The 17,734-nt window shown below is 71.0% G+C and carries 17 protein-coding genes; 4 read left to right on the top strand and 13 right to left on the bottom strand.

From position 1 onward, the window contains the following. Positions 1–110: 110 nt before the first annotated feature. Both ACP4E5_RS08560 and ACP4E5_RS08555 read right to left on the bottom strand, forming a co-directional pair. On the bottom strand, positions 111–749 hold the full coding sequence (locus ACP4E5_RS08560; RefSeq protein ID WP_425841146.1) for a response regulator: 639 nt from the start codon (positions 747–749) through the stop codon (positions 111–113). Further along, on the bottom strand, positions 746–2,008 hold the full coding sequence (locus ACP4E5_RS08555; RefSeq protein WP_425826564.1) for a sensor histidine kinase: 1,263 nt from the start codon (positions 2,006–2,008) through the stop codon (positions 746–748). Before ACP4E5_RS08555 ends, ACP4E5_RS08560 begins: the two co-directional genes overlap by 4 nt. A 265-nt stretch (positions 2,009–2,273) precedes the next feature. Here ACP4E5_RS08555 and ACP4E5_RS08550 point away from each other — a divergent pair, with 265 nt between their 5' ends. Continuing rightward, positions 2,274–2,978, top strand: coding sequence for a hypothetical protein (locus ACP4E5_RS08550; protein ID WP_425826562.1), 705 nt, complete (start codon positions 2,274–2,276; stop codon positions 2,976–2,978). Positions 2,979–3,252: 274 nt separating this feature from the next. Here the strand turns inward: ACP4E5_RS08550 and ACP4E5_RS08545 are convergent, their stop codons facing one another. Beyond that, positions 3,253–3,633 carry a winged helix-turn-helix transcriptional regulator gene (locus ACP4E5_RS08545; RefSeq protein ID WP_425826560.1) on the bottom strand — a complete coding sequence of 127 codons (381 nt, stop codon included), beginning with the start codon at positions 3,631–3,633 and terminating at the stop codon, positions 3,253–3,255. 74 nt (positions 3,634–3,707) lie between these two features. Between ACP4E5_RS08545 and ACP4E5_RS08540 the strand changes: the two genes are divergently transcribed. Beyond that, positions 3,708–4,634, top strand: coding sequence for an NADP-dependent oxidoreductase (locus ACP4E5_RS08540; protein ID WP_425826558.1), 927 nt, complete (start codon positions 3,708–3,710; stop codon positions 4,632–4,634). A 59-nt stretch (positions 4,635–4,693) separates the two neighbouring features. Here the strand turns inward: ACP4E5_RS08540 and pqqE are convergent, their stop codons facing one another. The 10 genes from pqqE to ACP4E5_RS08490 form a co-directional block, all read right to left on the bottom strand. Then, positions 4,694–5,797 carry a pyrroloquinoline quinone biosynthesis protein PqqE gene (gene pqqE / locus ACP4E5_RS08535; protein ID WP_425826556.1) on the bottom strand — a complete coding sequence of 368 codons (1,104 nt, stop codon included), beginning with the start codon at positions 5,795–5,797 and terminating at the stop codon, positions 4,694–4,696. Further along, positions 5,794–6,057 (bottom strand): pyrroloquinoline quinone biosynthesis peptide chaperone PqqD, encoded by a 264-nt coding sequence (gene pqqD, locus ACP4E5_RS08530; protein ID WP_425826554.1) that lies wholly within the window; start codon positions 6,055–6,057, stop codon positions 5,794–5,796. Before pqqD ends, pqqE begins: the two co-directional genes overlap by 4 nt. Further along, a complete protein-coding gene (gene pqqC / locus ACP4E5_RS08525; protein ID WP_425826552.1) occupies positions 6,054–6,806 on the bottom strand; it encodes a pyrroloquinoline-quinone synthase PqqC in 753 nt (250 codons plus the stop codon). Before pqqC ends, pqqD begins: the two co-directional genes overlap by 4 nt. After that, complete coding sequence (gene pqqB, locus ACP4E5_RS08520; RefSeq protein ID WP_425826550.1) at positions 6,803–7,702, bottom strand: pyrroloquinoline quinone biosynthesis protein PqqB; 900 nt, start codon at positions 7,700–7,702, stop codon at positions 6,803–6,805. Before pqqB ends, pqqC begins: the two co-directional genes overlap by 4 nt. 9 nt (positions 7,703–7,711) lie before the next feature. Continuing rightward, positions 7,712–7,843, bottom strand: a complete 132-nt coding sequence (pqqA, locus tag ACP4E5_RS08515; protein WP_425826548.1) for a pyrroloquinoline quinone precursor peptide PqqA — start codon at positions 7,841–7,843, stop codon at positions 7,712–7,714. A 107-nt stretch (positions 7,844–7,950) separates the two neighbouring features. Next, entirely contained in the window at positions 7,951–8,943 is a 993-nt protein-coding gene (locus ACP4E5_RS08510; RefSeq protein WP_425826546.1) for a ThuA domain-containing protein, read from the bottom strand. 75 nt (positions 8,944–9,018) lie between these two features. Then, positions 9,019–11,169, bottom strand: a complete 2,151-nt coding sequence (locus tag ACP4E5_RS08505; protein ID WP_425826544.1) for an outer membrane protein assembly factor BamB family protein — start codon at positions 11,167–11,169, stop codon at positions 9,019–9,021. Positions 11,170–11,424: 255 nt separating this feature from the next. Next, positions 11,425–12,237, bottom strand: coding sequence for a citryl-CoA lyase (locus tag ACP4E5_RS08500; RefSeq protein ID WP_425826542.1), 813 nt, complete (start codon positions 12,235–12,237; stop codon positions 11,425–11,427). Further along, on the bottom strand, positions 12,234–13,439 hold the full coding sequence (locus tag ACP4E5_RS08495; RefSeq protein ID WP_425826540.1) for a CaiB/BaiF CoA transferase family protein: 1,206 nt from the start codon (positions 13,437–13,439) through the stop codon (positions 12,234–12,236). Before ACP4E5_RS08495 ends, ACP4E5_RS08500 begins: the two co-directional genes overlap by 4 nt. Before the next feature lie 38 nt (positions 13,440–13,477). After that, on the bottom strand, positions 13,478–14,245 hold the full coding sequence (locus ACP4E5_RS08490) for an IclR family transcriptional regulator (RefSeq protein WP_425826538.1): 768 nt from the start codon (positions 14,243–14,245) through the stop codon (positions 13,478–13,480). 204 nt (positions 14,246–14,449) lie between these two features. On the opposite strand from ACP4E5_RS08490, the gene ACP4E5_RS08485 reads away from it, so the two are divergent. Continuing rightward, the gene (locus tag ACP4E5_RS08485) at positions 14,450–15,952 is read left to right on the top strand and encodes an aldehyde dehydrogenase family protein (protein ID WP_425826536.1); all 1,503 of its coding nucleotides are present in this window, start codon (positions 14,450–14,452) and stop codon (positions 15,950–15,952) included. Further along, complete coding sequence (locus ACP4E5_RS08480) at positions 15,949–17,700, top strand: thiamine pyrophosphate-binding protein (protein WP_425826534.1); 1,752 nt, start codon at positions 15,949–15,951, stop codon at positions 17,698–17,700. The genes ACP4E5_RS08485 and ACP4E5_RS08480 overlap by 4 nt, the downstream gene beginning before the upstream one ends. Positions 17,701–17,734: the final 34 nt, after the last annotated feature.

Below are 17,734 nucleotides of genomic sequence, written 5' to 3'. Positions count from 1 at the left end.
GTTGCCGGGGGGAGAGTTACCAAATGCGTAGAGGTGGCGCGAGCTCGTCGTCGGGCGAGCGAGGGGAGGGCGACACGCCTGGCGGAGGGGGCCGGCTTGCGGCCCGACGATCATGGTCGGCCTCTCAGGTACGTGAGAACGGCCTGGACACGTCGGTTGGTGTCGTTGCTGACCGGCAGGTTCAGCTTGGCCAGCAGGCTGCCGATGTGTTTGCCCACACCGGCTTCGGTCAGGGTGAGGATGCGGGCGATCGCCGCGTTCGAGTGTCCCTCGGCGATCAACGCCAGCACCTCGCGCTCCCGAGGCGACAGGTGACGGAGCGGGTCGCGCTGCCGCTGCATCAACTGCCGCACTACCTCGGGGTCGACGACCGTACCGCCGACAGCCACCCGCCGCAGCATCTCCGCGAACTCGGCGACGTCGCCCACCCTGTCCTTGAGCAGGTATCCGATGGCCCGTCCCTGGCCTGAGGCGAGGAGTTCGGCGGCGTAGCTGTGCTGCACATACTGGCTCAGCGCCACCACCGCCAGGCCAGGGTCGGCGTCGCGCAACGCCACCGCGGCGCGCAGGCCCTCGTCGGCGAACCCGGGTGGCATGCGCACGTCGGTGACCACCAGGTCGGGCCTGGTCTGCTGTACGGCCGTGACCAGCGCGTCGGCGTCTCCGACCGCGGCTACAACCTCGAAACCGAACCGGGGCAGCAGTCCGATCAGCCCCTCGCGGAGCAGGACCGAGTCCTCGGCGATCACCACGTGCACGGCAGCTCCACCCGCACGATCGTCGGCCCTCCGACCGGGCTGGAGATCAGCAGTCGGCCCCCGGCCGCCGCCGTGCGGTCGGCGAGACCGGTCAGGCCCGTACCCCCCGACGGATCCGCCCCGCCGCGTCCGTCGTCACGCACCTGCACCGTCAGTATGCCGCCCGAACGCCGGACGGTCACCGCGGCCTCACCGGCGGCCGCATGCTTGACCGCGTTGGCCAGTGCCTCCGACACCGCCGCGAACGCGACCGTCTCCACCCCTGGCGGGAAGCGATCCGGGTCGGCGTCCACTTCAACGTCCAGGTGGCTGCCCGCGGCCAGTTCCTCGATCGCGGCGCGCAGCCCCAGCTCACGGAGTGTGCGCGGGCTGATCCCCCGGATCAGATCCCGCAGTTCGACCATCAACGCCTTGGCGTGTTCGTGCGCCAGGGCCACCGGCGCTTTCGCCGGAGAGTCGGCCGGCAGGTCCAGCTTGGCCAGACCGAGTTGCATGGTCAGGCTTACCAAACGCTGCTGGGCGATGTCGTGCAGGTCCCGCTCGATCCGGTGGCGTTCGGCGTCGAACGCGTCCGCCAGCCGCGTCCGCGACCGTGCCACCTCGACCAGTTCGGCCGCGGCCGAGTCCGGCTCGGCGCACAGCAGCAACCGGGCGAGCCCGGCATGCGCACCACTGAACAGCGCGGTCAGGTACGGCACCGCCGGGAGGAGCAGCACTCCCAGAACCGCCCGCCAGACCACGCCGCCCACCGGTGCCGCGGCCGCCAGCTGATGGTGCACCGCAATCGGTGTGGAGACCACTACCAGGCCGGCGACCCCCAGTACCCCCAGCCACAGCGGCGCGAGCACAGCCAGCAGGAGCAGGTACGCCACCGCCCGCCAGGCAGCCGGATCGGTGTAGACGCCGTTGTTGCGCCGCGACACGACCGGCCGGTCGTCGGCCATCCGCAACCGCCACCGCTCAACGGCCGCCACCGTGAGGGCCAGCCACGGCCCCACCAGCGCGAGGAGGCTGACGCCGAGCAGACCGAGCGCGGTCGCGGCCAGCGCATACCAGCCCGTGTCGATCCCCTCGTTGACGAGTACCGCCACGGCGAGCAGCAGGGGAGCGAGCAGACAGATCAGCACGAGCCAGACCAGGCCCGACACCACCGCCGACGTCGCGGCGTACACCACCCCGCGCCATGGCCACACCGAGACCAGGAACCGGGGCCTCTTCATAGCCCTGAGCAGGGTATCGGCCGAGGTCATGGGCCCAGGCTAGGCGTACCCGGCCGGGCCGGGCCAGGGCGCTGGGGCGAGTCCTGCGGTAGGGCCAGCCCTACTTTTCCCAGCGCGGGCCGCGCGGCTGGCCCGCGTGCCCGCGGTAGGTCCGGGCACGGCCGCCGGCGAGTAGTGCCAGGCCTACCCCACATGTAGGGCCAGCGGGCTGTCGGCGGTTGCCGACGGCCGCTTAGCTGGGGCGCACCGTGCCCGCCCCCCGGCGCCGTGCGGCCGATCCGACGAGGAGACACCTTTGAGTACCACCCACGCCAGGAGGCGGAACGCCGGGCTGCCGGCCATGGCCCTGCTGCTGGCTGTCGCGTTCTTCCTGGCGCCGCCGCTGTTCTTCCCCGGCCCGTTCGACGACTTCCCGCGCGCCTTTGCGGCGTACTGGTCCTCGGGCGGCGGACGGGGATTCCCGGCCGGCCTCCAGCACCTTGTCGACCAGCAGTTCGGCTATCACCTGGTACGGGCGGCGATAGCCCTGCCGCTGCTCGCGGTGCTGGTCGCACTGGCCATCCGGCTCCGGCGGTTGCGACTGCCGCTCGGGGCGCTCGCGCTTGCGGCGGCAGCACTGCTGATCTTGAACGTCCAGGGGTTCGTCTCGCCGTTCGGCACGCTGCTACCGCTTCTGGCCTCCCACCCCGCCGACGCCGGTGTGACCGCCGATCTGGCCCAGGCCCGGGACCAGCTCGCACACGGCCCGATCTCGCCCGCGCTGCACGTGATGCTCGACCAGTACGTGCGATGGCACGTGGTGAAGGGCGCACTGTCCGGGCTCCTGGCAGCCGTGCTCATAGGCCTGTCCGTGGTGGCCTGGCGTCGGAGCAGGCGCCGGTGGTACTGCCTGCTGCCGGCAGTACCGGCTGTGGGCGCGCTGGTGGTCGTGGTGGCCAATGTGACCACCGTGGCGAATCCTGACCCGGGGTTCTTGCTGCTCCTTCAGGGCAGTTGGTGAGTTTCGATCATCTATGGAGCCGCTCCTGCCGAGCGGGTGCGGAAGATCTCGTACACCATCCTGGAGCAGCCGGACCAGGCCGGACACCGGCGTCGTGCGGCAGGCCGCAGAAGTACCAGGCCAGGCACGTCGTCGAGAACCGGACCGGCCTGGTGAGACAGGCTCGCGGCAGCGCGACTCGCTACGACAAGTTGGCCGTGCGCTACGCGGCCACCGTCCAACTCGCCCAGATACGGCAAGCACTGTGACCACATCTCACACGCGCCTTACGACTTCACCCTCTGTCGGTGACCCGCCCGGCATTGGCGTCGAGCGCATCCAGCACCGCGTCCCCGTTCGCCCTCGCCCACTCGGTCAGCGCGTGGATCGGGTCGATCAGTGTCGTCCCGAGCGGGGTGAGCTCGTACTCGACGCGAGGCGGTGCCTCGGCGTAGGCGTGGCGGCGGATGAGGCCGTGTGCCTCGAGTCGTCGGAGCGTCTGGGTGAGCACCTTCCGGGAGATGCCGCCGATCAGCTCGACCAGCTCGCCATGGCGCACCGGCCCCTTGCTGAGGCCGGCCAGCACGACCACCGTCCACTTGTCGGCGATCAACTCGACGGCCAGCCTCGCCGGGCAGTCGGCGAGAAAGGGATCACCGGGACCGAAACCGCTCATGGTGCCCAAGGTACCTGCTGGTACCTATCGGAAACCTAGCCTGGATGCTCTCCCTCAAGAAGACCAGGAGAGTCATGCGAGTCATCACCCAGCAGGAGCTCGGAGGCCCCGAGGTGCTCACCATCGTGGACGCGCCCGAGCCCACGCCTCTGCCGACCGAGGTCGTCGTCCGCGTCAAGGCGATCGGGCTGAATCCGCTGGAGGCGCGGCTGCGCGCCGGTGAGTTCCCTTTGATGGGCCGGCCGCCGTTCGTCCTCGGCTGGGACATCAGCGGCGTGGTCGAGGTGGCGCAGACGGGGCGGTTCAAGCGGGGCGACGAGGTGTTCGGGATGCCGCTGTTCCCGCGGGCGGCGAGCGCGTATGCCGAGTTCGTGTCGGCGCCGGCGTTGCACCTCGCACGCAAGCCGGCGTCGCTCTCGCACGTCGAGGCGTCGGCGTTGCCAGTCGTCGGTCTTACGGCGTGGCAGGGGCTCGTGGACCTCGGCGAGGTGTCGGAGGGCGCCCGTGTCCTGGTCCACGGCGGGGGTGGCGGGGTCGGCCACGTCGCGATCCAGATCGCGAAGGCACTCGGCGCGTACGTGATCACGACCGCGAGCGGGAGTAAGCGGGAGTTCGTCGAGGGGCTGGGCGCCGACGAAGTGATCGACTACACCACGGTCGACTTCACCGAGAGGGTCCGTGACATCGACGTCGTGCTCGACACGCTCGGCGGCGACACCGTCGAGCGGTCGCTCGCGGTGCTCCGGCCGGGCGGTCATTTGGTGACGGCGGTCGCCGACGAGGACACCAGGCTCGCCGCCAGGTACGAGGCGGCCGGCATGCGCTTCACCGGCATCGCGGTCGACCCCGACCCGGTCGCCCTGCGAGGCCTCGTCGACCTCGTTGAACAGGGCAGGCTCCGCGTCCACGTGCAGGAGACGTTCCCGTTCGAGCGTGTCGCCGACGCGCACCGACTCCTCGACGACGGTCACCTCCAGGGCAAGCTCGTCCTCACCCTCTGACGGTCGTCATGTGACTGGTTGACCTGCCGATGAGCTGACAAGGACACCACCCTCGGAGATCACCGCGTTCGCGGTCCGGCCCGTCCGTGCGACGGCCGACGCGGCACGAGTGAGACGTTCGTGGTGGTGGTTGCGCTGAGCGAGGTGATGATGGCGTGGTCGGGGGCCAGCGTGCAGGCGGGGTCCGTACGTGACGCGTCTCCCGTCAGAGCGAACGCCTGGCAGCGGCAGCCGCCGAAGTCGGTGTCACGTCGGTCGCAGGAGCGGCACGGGGACTGCATCCAGTCCGTGCCGCGAAAGCGGTTGAACGCGGGGGAGTCGTTCCAGATCTGCCGCAAGGGCCGGTCGCACACGTTCGGTGCGTCGAGGTCGGGGAGGGAAGCGGCGGCGGGGCAGGGCAGGACGGTTCCGTCGGGGGTGACGGTGAGGGACACCTTGCCCCAGCCGCCCATGCACGGCTTGGGTTTCCCCGTGAAGTAGTCCGGTTCCACCCACGTGATGTCCAGTGATGTGTCCGCGCGCTCGCGCCAGCGTGCCACGACCTCGGTGGCTCGGGTGAGTTGGTGGTGTGTGGGCATGAGGGCGGCGCGGTTGAGCAGGCCCCAGCCGTAGAACTGGGTGTTGGCCAGTTCGATGCGGTCCGCGTTCCAGGACAGGGCGAGTTCGAGGATCGAGTCCAGGGCGTCGAGGTTGTGCCGGTGCAGGACGACGTTGAGGCCGAGCGGCAGTCCGTGGTCCTTGATGCGGCGGGCAGCGGCCCGCTTGTCGGCGAAGGAGTCGCGGCCGGCGAGCTCGTTGGACGCGCGTGGCTCGGAGTGCTGGACGGACAGCTGCACACTGTGCAGGCCGGAGGATGTGAGCTCGTCGAGGCGGGCGTCCGTGAGCCCGACACCACTGGTGACGAGTTGGGTGTAGAGGCCGGCGTCGACGGCTGCCCGGACGAGTTGCCGGAGGTCCTTGCGCAGCAGTGGTTCTCCGCCGGAGAGGTGGGTGTGCAGGACGCCCATCCGCGCGGCCTCGTCGAAGACGCGTGCCCATTGCTCCGTGCTCAGTTCCGTTGAACGACGCGTCAGCTCAAGGGGGTTGGAGCAGTAGCCGCACTGCAGCGGGCAGGCGTGGGTGAGTTCGGCGAGCAGGGCCCAGGGCGGGGCGGGTGTGGTCATTGGAGGCATCCCTGTGCGCGGAGACGGTCGAGGAAGGGCACGATGTCCGACTGCTCGACCTGCCCGGGATGTTGTGCGGCGAGGAGCGCGACGATGTCATCAGACGTGCGCCGGCCGTCGCACAGTTCGAGCACGGCGGGCGCCGAACCGTGCAGGACGACCACACGTTCGGGCAGGAGCAGGACGTGTGCCTCGCGTACGGTGTCGTGTCGCAGCAGTGCGCCCGGCGGCAGGGAAGGGCGCCAGGCCGGGGCGGTCATCGCGGGCTCTCGTGCGGGGCGTGCTGCACGCTGTCGAGCAGGCTCCACAGCACATCGCATTTGAACGACAGCGCCGCCAGCGCCTGTTCCTGCTGCTCCCGGCTGAGGGCCCACTCCTTCACCCAGGTCAGGGCCTCGCTGCCGTCGCGCCGTCCCTGGGGCACCCGGCGTTCGAAGTAGTCCAGGCCCGCCGTGGCGATCCACGGGTAGTACTGGGGGAAGGTTTCGAGGCGGGTGAGCATGATCGAGGGGGCGCAGAGCTCGGTCAGGGACGAGGCGACCGCTTCGAGCGGGCTCTTGTTCCGGCAGAAGTTGACGTAGCCGTCCACGGCGAGGCGTACGCCCGGAAGCAGACGTCGGTGTTCGGTGAGCTCGCTCCGGTCGAGGCCCACCGCCTCGCCGAGACGCAGCCAGCGCTCGATTCCGCCTTCCGCGTCCGTCGTCCCGTCGTGGTCCTGGATGCGCCGGATCCAGGAGCGGCGGTGGGCCGGGGACGGCAGCTTGCCGAGGATGAACGCGTCCTTGATCGGGATGTGGCACTGGTAGTAGAAGCGGTTCGCCACCCAGGTACGCAGTTCGTCGGGGCTCAGGTCACCGCGGTGCATGCGCTGGTTGAACGGGTGGCGGTCGTGGTACCGGGACGTCGCCAAGTGGCGCAGCCGCTCTTCCAGTTCCTCCGCGCTCCAGGGTGTGTGCGGCGCGGGCGGTGGGTCCGCCGATGTGTGCGCAGGGGCAAAGGTGCTGGTCACAGTGGAATCACCATCCGGTCCTCGGCGACGTGCAGGCCGAGTGCGGCGAGGCGTTCGCGCTCGGGCGCCGCGGGATCGGCCAGGACATTGGTGTTGTTGAGGTGGGTGTAGTGGGTGTGTGCGCCGATGCGGTGCAGCAGTGTCGCGGTGCCGGTGGCCCCCAGTACGGGCAGGTGACCCATGCCCGATGCGGTGCGCTGTGAGACTCCGGTGCGGTGGGGTTCGTCCTCGTCGAGGAAGGTTCCGTCGATCAGGACGCAGTCGGCATCCGCGAGTTCGTCGTCGAGACGCGGGTTCCACGCCGCAAGGGCCGGCAGGTAGATCGCGCGGCGGCCGGTGGCCGGGTCGCGTACGCGCAGCGCCGCGCTCCAGGCGGGGTGCGGTGCCTCGTCGGCCGCGTAGCGCGGGCGCTTGGAGGACAGGGGCAGGGCGCTGACCTCGAGTCCGGCGACGACGGCCGGTGTCGTGTCGTCGTCGTACGGCAGGTGGTGCCAGGCCAGTTCGGTGTACGGGGCGAGGATGCGGTCGAGGGGGAGGCGGAGGTCGAGGGCCTTGCGCACGGGTTCGGTGCACCAGACCTCGATGCTTGCCGCCTCGCGCAGCCGCAACAGGCCCAGTGTGTGGTCGAGTTCGGCGTCGGTGAGGACGACGCGGACCACGGGCGTGCGTGCCTCGCCCGCGGCGGGCCGCAGGCCGGGGTGGCTCTCCAGCTGTTCGGCGACGTCCGGGGAGGCGTTGGCGAGGAACCAGGGGCCCGATGGCTCGCGGTGAAAGGCGAGCGAGTCGTGCAGGCGTCGGCGGGCGGGGTCCAGGCGTGCCCCGGCACAGCCGGGGCACGCGCAGTTCCACTGGGGCAGGCCGCCGCCTGCTGCTGTTCCGAGGACGCGCAGCAGCACGGCGTGCGCCTACTTCGTGCTCAGGGCGTACCCGGTGATCTCCATCGCCGTGTCGACGACGGTGAAGTCGGGTGTCTGCCAGCCGGTGTTGGGGTCGGTCCTGTCCTGGGCCGGGGGCTGGGGGAGGGTCTGGTCCTGCATGGTGACCGCCTTTCGCGGGATGAGCGGGATGAGTGGGATGAGAGGTGAGGTGCCGTCCCGGATCGTGTCGGGCGGCGGCCGGCGTACGGGATGTGCGTCGCCGGGGGCTACTTGCAGAAGGGCGCCTTGCCCATGGCCGACTCGATGCCGCCCAGCAGGAGCTTCTGGAACTCGGGGGCGCCGGGGAACGAGCCGTCGGTGCTGAAGTCCTTGGCGTCGTGGCCCAGTGTGGTCAGCCACGCGCGGCCGCCGTCGTAGTACTGGCACCAGGCGACCGGGTGGTTGTCGCCGTGCCCGGGGTGGTTGTAGTTGCCGGTCACGCCCTTGGCCAGGCTGCTCTCGTCGACCTTGGCCAGGACCCGCACCTTGGTCGGGGCGGGTACGAGGTTGTACCACTCGTCCGAGAACGACCACGACGACGGCAACTCCTTGGTGGAGGCGTCCTTGCGGTCGACGGTGCGCACGGTTCCGGGCTGGTTGGGGCCGTGGTCGTAGAAGTTCGCGTTGCCCAACAGGCCCTCGTACCAAGGCCAGTTGTACTCGGTGCCGAAGGCGTTGTGGACGCCCACGAAGCCGCCTCCGCCGCGGACGTACTGGCGCAGTGATGTCTGGGCTGCGTCGTCGAGGGTGTCCCGGCTGGTGGAGTAGAAGATGACCGCGCTGTACTTGAACAGGTTGGCGGGGGAGGCGAGTTGGGAGACGTCCTCGGTGTAGTCGACCTGGAAGTCGTTCTCCGCGCCCATCTTGAGCAGGGCCTTCTGGACGACGTTGCCGTCGGTCAGGGGCGGGTTCATGCCCGGGGCGAGGGCGGGGCCGAGGTTGGCGTGGCGCGGTCCGGCGGTGTGGGTGTACAGCAGGACCTTGTAGCCCTTGGAGGCGTCGAAGTTGCCCCAGTCGTGGTAGCAGCGGGCGTCGGTGCCGCGGCACACCCCGTAGTCGGGATCGCCGAGTTGCTTGGCGCCCTCGCCGACGCGGCCCTGGGCCACGCTCAGGGTGCCGGTGGCCACCAGGGCGACCGTGATGCCGAGGGTGCCGGCGGCGCCGGCCAGGGTCGCGGTCAGTGTGCGGACACGGCGTCTGTTTCTGGCAGGAGGTGTCATCTGACTGTCCTCAGTGTGTGAGTCCGGGAGCGACGGGAAGGGCGCGGCGGGGCGGCCCGGGCGCGGGAGGCGCGGCTACTTGACGACGATCTTTCCGGTGCTCTGCGGGGCGACCGGGTCGTTGTAGAAGTACTCGCCCGGGGCGTCGAAGGTGTGGCTGTAGGACTGGCCCGGCATGAGCAGTCCGCTGTCGAACTCGGCCTCGAAGAAGGCGACGGCGCCGTGCGCGGCCTTGTTGTCGGACGGGTTGGTGAACGTGACGGTGGTGCCCTTGGCGACGCTCAGGTGCTGGGGTGCCATGGCGTTCTGCGCCACGAGGCTCTCGCTCGCGCCGGGGGCGTTCGTGGCGCTGTCCCAGACGCGGCCCAGGGTGACGGTGTTCTTCGCGGTGTCACCGCTGACGGCCGCGGTGCGGATCTGGTTGCGCTTGGAGGGCGGGGTGGGCGCGGCGGCCGGCTTGACCTTGCCGTCCAGCTTGAAGGCCCACAGGTGGTCGCCCTTGGGGATGTCGGGGTAGGGCAGTCCGTTGCCGCCCGCGAGGACGGCGATGTACTGCTCGCCGTCGATCTCGTAGGTGAGCGGGCTGGTGTTGACACCGGCGCCGCACTGCCATGTCCACAGTTCGCTGCCGTCGCGGTCGTCGAGCGCGGTGAGGACGCCGTCGGGGCGGCCCTGGAAGAGGACGCCGCCGGCGGTGCTGAGGATGCCGTTGCCGTGGGCGAGGGACCAGTCGCCCTCCCGGCGCCAGGCGACGGTGTTGGTGCGCGGGTCGACGGCGGCCAGGCCACCGGCGAAGTACTCGCCGAGCGGGCGGGCGGTGTTGACGCGGCCGCCGTGGGTGTTGGAGTACGCGGAGTTGATCAGCCCGTAGCCGACGTAGACGAGGCCCGTGCGGTGGCTGAAGGAGGGGGAGGACCAGTCGGCGCCGCCGCCCGCGCCGGGGAAGATGATGGTGGCCCGGTCCCAGTGGGCCTCGAACAGGCCGCCGGTCGGATAGAAGGGCACCGGCCGGGTCGCCTTGTCCAGGCGCGGCTCGGTCTCGACGAACGGCTCGCCGCCCGGGAAGGGCTGTGTCGGCGAGGTCTTCTGCCCGGTGTGCTGGGGGACCGGGCGTTCCTCCATGCCGTGGACCGGCTTCCCGGTGGCGCGGTCGAGGATGTAGTACATGCCGGTCTTGCTGCCGTAGACGACGACTTGCTTCTTCTTGCCCTTGACCAACAGGTCCGCCAGGACGGGGGACATGACACCGTCGTAGTCCCAGATGTCGTGGTGCACGGACTGGAAGTGCCAGCGCCGCTCGCCGGTCTTGGCGTCGATGGCGACCAGGCAGTTGGCGAAGAGGTTGTCACCGCCGCGGGTGGAGCCGTCGGTGCGGGGGTACGGATTGCCGAACGTCCAGTAGACCAGGCCGAGTTCGGGGTCGACGGCCGGATGGATCCAGCACACCGCGCCGCCGGTCTTCCAGGAGTCGCCCTCCCAGGTGTCATGGCCGAACTCGCCGGGGCCCGGGGTGCCCCAGAAGGTCCAGGCGAGCTCGCCGGTGTCGGCCTTGAGGGCGTAGGCGCGGCCGCGGGCGCCAGCGGTGCTGCCCTGCGTGCCGATGTAGACCAGGCCGTCCCAGTAGACGGCGGCGCCGGCCAGGCCGCCCTTGCTGCCGCCGCACTGGCCGCTGGCGGGGTCGCAGTTCGGGTCGCCCTGGTCCTCGACGAGCAGCTCACGGGTCCAGGCGATCGCGCCGGTCTTCTGGTCGAGGGCGACGACGCTGTTGTCACCGGTGATCGTGAAGGCGAGGCCCTGGCCGAGGGCGAGGCCGCGCATGTTGGTGGTGTCGTCGCCGACCTTCGTCTTCCACGTGACCTTGCCGGTGCGGCCGTCCACGGCGAACACGTTCTGCTGGGTGGTGGCCAGGTAGAGGACGCCGTCCTGGGCGATGACGGCGCACTGCTGGTGGGTGGCGGTGGAGCCGTCCTCCAGGTTGATGTGCCAGGCACCGCCCAGCTTGCGGACGTTGTCGCTGTGGATGCTCTTGAGCGACGAGTGGTTCTGGTTGCCCAGGTTGCCGCCCGCCTTGGGGAAGTTGTTCCCGGTGGCGGCATGGGCTTGCGCGGGTACGGGGCGCGCCAGGGTGTCGGATGCCGAATCGGCGTGGGCGGGCGCCGAGTTGAGCAGGGCGACGGTTCCCGCGGTGGAGGCCGCGGTGGAGGTGAGGAAGCTGCGTCTGTCCATGGTCCCTCTTTCGAGAAAGTGCCTGACGGGGCGCCGGAGGATGGCCCGGGTGCGTCAGGGGGAGGGAGGGGAGCGATACGGATCATGGTCCGCTAGGTGGTTCGATGAATCCGTGTGACGGTTGCCGTGGGGCGGAAAGCAACGTTAGGGACGGGGCGGGGGCGTGGCAAGAGGTCGGTAGTGACTTGTTCACGCCTGCGGCTGGGATCGGTTGTGACTTGTTCACGTCTGCGGCTGGGATCGGTAGTGACTTGTTCAGGCCTGCGGCTTGGGAGTGAGGCGGGCGGGGAGGACGGAGCGGGGCAGCGGGCCCTTGTTGCGCCGCCCCTGGCCCGTCTCCTCCCACGCGTGGGCGAGGATGCCGACCGACCGGCTCAGCACGAACAGGCCCCGGGCCAGCGGGGGTTGGAAGCCCAGCTCGGCGTAGATGACGGCGGTGGCGCCGTCGATGTTCATCGGGACGGGCCGGGCGCCCTCCCGGCGGCGCGCGAGGGCCGACTCGACGGCCTGGGCGGCCTGTAGGTGGTCGCCGGCGACGATGCCGTCGGCGACGGCCCGGTCCACCAGGGCGAGGAGCGGGTCGCGCCGGGGGTCGCGGGGGTGGAAGCGGTGGCCGAAGCCGGGCAGGTAGCGCGAGCGGCGCTGCCAGGTGTCCATGGTCCGCCGGGCGGCCTCGTCCCAGCCGGTCCCGGTGTCGTGCAGGGTGCGGATGTCGGTGAGCATCTCCACGCACTGCTGGCCCGCCCCGCCGTGCGAGTCCCCGAGCAGGTTCACCCCGGTGGCGATGGCGTTGTTGAGGCCGACTCCGCAGGTGGCGGCCATGCGGGCGGCGGCGATCGAGGGTGCCTGCGGGCCGTGGTCGACGCCGGCGACGAGGGCCGCTTCGAGGAGCGCCGACTGGCGGGGGGAGGGCAGGTCGCCGCGGAGCAGCAGCCAGATGACGTCGACGAAGCCGAGCTCGCCGATGAGTTGCTGGATGGGGCGGTCGCGCAGTTCGATGCTGCCGGGCTCGACATGGCTGACCGCGGTCGCCCACCACTGGGCCGCCTCGTCCTGGGGGCCGGTCATGAGGCGGTCGCCTCTTCGGAGCCGGCGCCGGCCGCGGCCCATGCGCGGGCCAACTCGGCGCGCTGGCCGTTGTGTTGGCCGAGCAGTGGCGGCGGAGTGGGTGGGGCGAAGGCCTCGCCGTCGAAGAGCACGCCGTTGCCCACCACGCGCAGGGCGCGGTCGGGCCGGCCGGGGTGCGGCAGGGAGCTGACGAATCCGCGGTGCTCCAGTTGGGGCTGTTCGAGGGCCTGCGGGACGGTCAGCACCCGGGCCGCGGGCACCCCGGCGGCGTTGAGGTCGCGCTCCCAGTCGGCGGCCGGGCGCAGCGAGAGCGCGGCGTTGAGCGCGGCGTTGAGTTCCTCGCGGTGCGCCTTGCGGGCCTCACGCTCGGCGAAACGTGGGTCCGTCACCAGGTGGGGGACCCCGGACAGGCGGCACAGTGTCTCGAACTGCCGCTGCTGGTTGGCGGCGATGTTCAGCGGCCCGTCCAGGGCCGAGAAGGTGCCGGAGGGGGCGGCGGTCGGGTTCTGGTCGCCGAGCGGCTGCGGGGGGACGCCGCTGACCAGGTAGTTCGACACCGCCCATCCCATGGTCGACATCGACGCCTCCAGCATGGAGACATCGAGTCTGGCGCCCAGGCCGGTGCGCTCGCGTTGCAGCAGCGCGGAGGTGATGGCGAGCGCGGCCATCAGCCCACCCGTGGTGTCGCACACCGGGAAGCCGATGCGCTGGGGTGCGCTGTCCGGTGTCCCGGTCACGCTCATCATCCCGGTCAGGCCCTGGACGATCTGGTCGTAGGCCGGGGCCTCGCTCATCGGCCCGGTGTGCCCGAATCCGGAGATCGAGCAGTACACGAGCCGGTCGTTGAGCGCGGCCAGCCGCTCCGGGCCGAAGTCCATGCGCGTCAGCACGCCCGCGCGGAAGTTCTCCAGCAGGACGTCGGCGCCGGCCAGCAGCTCCTCGAAGACGGTGCGGTCGGCGGTGTCCTTGAGGTCGAGCTCCACCGACTTCTTGCCCGCGTTCTGGGCCAGGAAGGAGGCCCCGACACGGTCCCGGTTCAGCGCCGCGTCGGGGCCCAGGTTCCGTGCGAGGTCCCCCTGACCCGGTCGTTCGATCTTGACCACTTCCGCGCCCAGAAGCATGAGTTGATAGCTGCAATAGGGTCCGGCCAGCACATTCGTCAGGTCCAGAACGCGTACGCCGTCCAGGGGTCGTCCGTCCATGTGCGTCTCCTTCCGGGCGCCGGTACGGCGCGCGTGGATTAAGTGCGCGGCCCCAGGGGGTGGGCGAACCCCTGGGAGGCGATCCGCGCGGCGACCTCCAGGAGGTCCTGTGCGAACTCCTCGATCACCGTGTCGGGGATGCGGGCGCTGGGGCCGCTGAGGGACAGGGAGGCGACCACCACACCCGACTGGGAGCGGATGGGCACGGCGACGGCGGTGAGGCCGACATCGCGCTCTCCGTGGCTCTCCGCGAACCCGCGCTCGGCGGCCTCGTCGGCCCACAGCCGCAGCTGCTCCGCGTGCGCCGCGCCGTGCGGCGAGGCGGCCGCGACACGCTGCAACAGTCCGTCGGTGGCGCCGACGAGCAGCACCTTCGACGACGCGCCCGCCCACAGCGGCAGCTCGTCGCCCACCCGCACGACGTGCCGCAGCGGCTGCGGGCTCTCCTGCTGGGCGACGCACACCCGGTGGATGTCGCGCCGGATCATCAGGTTGGCCGTCTCGCCGCGGCGGTCCGACAGCTCCCGCAGCAGCTTCTGGGTGTCGGCGGGCAACTCCCAGCTGGTATGGGCGAGATGGGCCCAGCGCCACAGGCCGGGACCCGCGGTGTAGCCGCCGGGTGTCGCCCACAGCAGCCCGTACTGCTCCAGGGTCTGCACCAGGCGGACCACCGTCGTCTTCGGTAGCCCGGTGGCCTCGACCATGTCCCGCAGCGGGACCGTGGGCTGATCCTCGGTCAGCAGCGACAGGATGTCCAGAGCGCGCCGCACACTGCGCACCCCGCCCACTCCTTGCTCCGCGTCCATGTCTCCTCCGTGTGTCAGGGGCGACCGCCGTCCGGCCGGCGGTACTGGTGCGTCAGCTTCCAACAGCGGCGCGGTTGGGGGGAAATCGCTGTTCCGAACTTCCTTGTACCGACCTATTGCCACGGCCTCTCGGCGCCCGTACGTTACACGCCAGTCCACAGAGCAGTCCACGGAAACCACTAGATGGTTTTTTCTGGAGATGTGATGCTGCAAGCCCTCCTCAAGGCAGCCGACGCGGCCGATGTCATCGACGCCCTGCCGCTCGTCGCCGGAAGCTGGGGCGGGGAAGGCCCGCCACTGGAACGCACCGGCCCCTACCTCAGACGCACCGTCAGCCGGGCACCCACCGCAACCCGGGCCGACATCGCCCAAGTCCTGCATCACAGCGGCCGGTTCGCGGAACGGGTCGCCTCGCTGGCACCCGCCGCCCGCGCCGACATCCTTGAAGCCGCGTCCCGTGCCGCGACCGCCCACCGCGACCGGCTCGCCCGACTGCTCGCCCTGGAACTCGGCAAGCCCCTCAAGGACAGCCGCACCGAGATCGACCGGGTCGCCTCCACCTTCGCCGTGTGCGCCGCCGAGGCCCGCCGGATCGACGGCGAGAACCTCCCGGTCGCCGGCTGGGACACCGGCATCGGGAACACGGCGCTGACCTACCGGGCCCCCGCCGGCGTCGCGCTGGCCATCACCCCGTTCAACGCGCCGGCCAACCTGCTCGCCCACAAGCTCGGCGCCTCCTTCGCCGCGGGCAACACCACACTCGTCAAGGCCCCGCCCCAGGCCCCCGCGACCACCGCCGCGATCGTGGCACTGCTCCTGGACAGCGGAATGCCGCACCAGGCCGTCCAACTCCTGCACGGAGGAGGGGAGGTGGGCGCCTCCCTGTGCGCCGCCGACGAGGTGAGCGTCATCAGCTTCACCGGCAGCCCCGAGACCGGAGCCGCCGTGGCCCGCGCCGCCGGAGCCAAACGACTCGCCCTCGAACTCGGCGGCAACGCCGCCACCATCGTGTGCGACGACGCCGACATCGAGGCGGCCGCCGCCCTGTGCGCCAAGAACGGCTACAGCAACAGTGGCCAGAGCTGCATCTCCGTCCAGCGCGTCTACGTCCACCGCAGCCGCTTCGACACCTTCCTCGACGCCTTCACCGCCGCGGTCGACGCCCTCGTCGTCGGCGACCCGCTGGACGAGCACACCGACATCGGGTCGATGGTCGACGAGGACGCCGCCGAACGCGTCGTGCGGTGGTCGAAGGAGGCCGCCGGACTCGGCGCGAGGGTGGTGCGCGGCGGCACCCGCGACGGGGCCACCGCCGCCCCCACGATCATCGCCGCGCCGCCCGCCCACGCCTCCGTCGTCGTGCACGAGGTGTTCGGCGCGCTCGTCGCCGTCCTCCCCTACGACGACTTCGACACCGTCCTGGACGCCTGCAACGCCAGCCGTTACGGGCTGCAGGCCGGCCTGTTCACCCATGACATCCGAAGGATCCTCACCGCCTGGCGCCGACTCCAGGTCGGCGCCCTGATCGTCAACGGATCCTCCAACTACCGCCTGGACCATGTGCCGTTCGGCGGTGTCAAGGACTCCGGCTTCGGCCGCGAGGCGCCCCGCTGGCTCATCGACGACTACACCGTCGTCAAGACCCTCATGCTGCGCGGCCTCTCCGTCTGGGGCGAGAACCGCGAGCTGCCCAAGGAGAACTCGTGACCACTGTCACCGCCGCCGAGGCCCTCGTCGCCCAACTCGAGTCCTACGGAGCCGAGTACGTCTTCGGGACCTGTGGACACACCAACATCGCGCTCCTCGACGCCCTCGGCCCCAGCACCGTCGAGTTCGTCATCGCCCGCCACGAACAGGCCGCCGCGCACGCCGCCGACGGCTACGCCCGCGCCACCGGCCGCCCCGGCGTCCTGCTCACCCATGTAGGCCCCGGCATGATGAACGCCGTCACCGGCGTGGCCACCGCGGCCCTCGACTCCGTGCCCCTGGTCGTCATCAGCGGCGACGTCCCCTCGTACTACTACGGCCGGCATCCGCACCAGGAGGTCAACCTCCACGCCGACGCCGACCAGACCGCCATCTACCGGCCGTTCTGCAAGCGCACGTGGCAGGTGCAGCGCGCCCAGGACCTGCCCCGTACCACCGAACGCGCCTTCTGGACCGCGACCAGCGGCCGCGCCGGCGCCGTGCTGGTCAACGTCCCCATGGATCTCCTCAACCGCCAGGTCGCCCCCTACGACGGCGGCCACCCGCTGCCCGAACACCTCGGCGCCACCGGCCTGGACGAGGCCACCGCCGGCCGCATCGCCGACACCCTGCTGGCCGCCGAGCGCCCCCTCATCTACTTCGGCGGCGGACTGCGCGACCCCCGCGCCCGCACCGCGCTCCTCGCGTTGGCCGAGCACCTCGACATCCCCCTCGCGCACTCCCTGATGGGCAAGGGCGTCGTCGCCGACCGGCACCCGCTGCTGCTCGGCATGCCCGGCTTCTGGGGTCTGGACACCACACACGAACACACCAAGGGCGCCGACATCGTCCTCGCCCTGGCCACCCGCTTCGCCGAGACCGACGCCAGCTCCTGGGACGACATCCACACCTGGAACTTCCCGCCGAGCAAGCTCGTCCAGATCGACATCGACCCCGCCGAGATCGGCCGCAACTACCCGGTCCACATCGGAGCCGTCGCCGACGTCACCCTGGCCCTCGAAGCCATCACCGCCGCCGTCCACACCCGCCAGGTCACCCCCGTCACCCGCCCCGGTCTGCGCGAGACCATCACCGCGGCCCGGCGCGGTGTGTTCGACGCGGCCACGGAAGCCGGCCGCAGCGACGCCTTCCCGCTGCGCCCCCAACGCATCCTCACCGACCTGCGCGAGACACTCCCCGCCGGCGCCGTGCTGGTCACCGACGTCGGCTGGAACAAGAACGGCGTCGCCCAGTGCTACGAACTCCCCGAGCAGGGCCGCTTCATCACCCCCGGCGGCGCCTCCACGATGGGCTTCGGCCCGGCCGCCGCCGTCGGCGTGCAGATCGCCCAGCCCGACAAGGTGGTCGTCGCCCTGATCGGCGACGGCGGCATGAGCGCCCAGCTGCCCGCCGTACCGATGGCCGTCGAACAGGGCGCGCCGGTGATCTTCGTCGTGATGAACAACCGGGCCCACGGCACCATCGCCGACCTCCAGTCATCGTCGTTCGGCCGCTCTTACGGATGCGAGTTCACCGACCCCCAAGGGCAGCCCTACAGCCCCGACTTCGCCCAGTACGGCCAGTCCTGCGGCGCCGACGGATACACCGTCGGCGCCCCGGCGGAGCTGCGCAAGGCACTCGAGAACGCCATCGAGCGCCGCCGCCCCGCCGTCCTCGACGTCCCGATGGTCAACGAACCGGTGCCCACCCCCGGCCACTGGAACATCAAGGACATCTACGCCGGGCGCTTCCCGGCCGACACCGTCTGAGTACCACCGCCCCGGACTCCCGCCAATCATGAGG

It is taken from the genome of Streptomyces fractus, assembly GCF_049844455.1.
Taxonomy (GTDB): Bacteria; Actinomycetota; Actinomycetes; order Streptomycetales; family Streptomycetaceae; genus Streptomyces; species Streptomyces fractus.
Note: the sequence above shows the minus strand (reverse complement) of the source record. Positions and strands in the feature narration are given on the sequence as shown.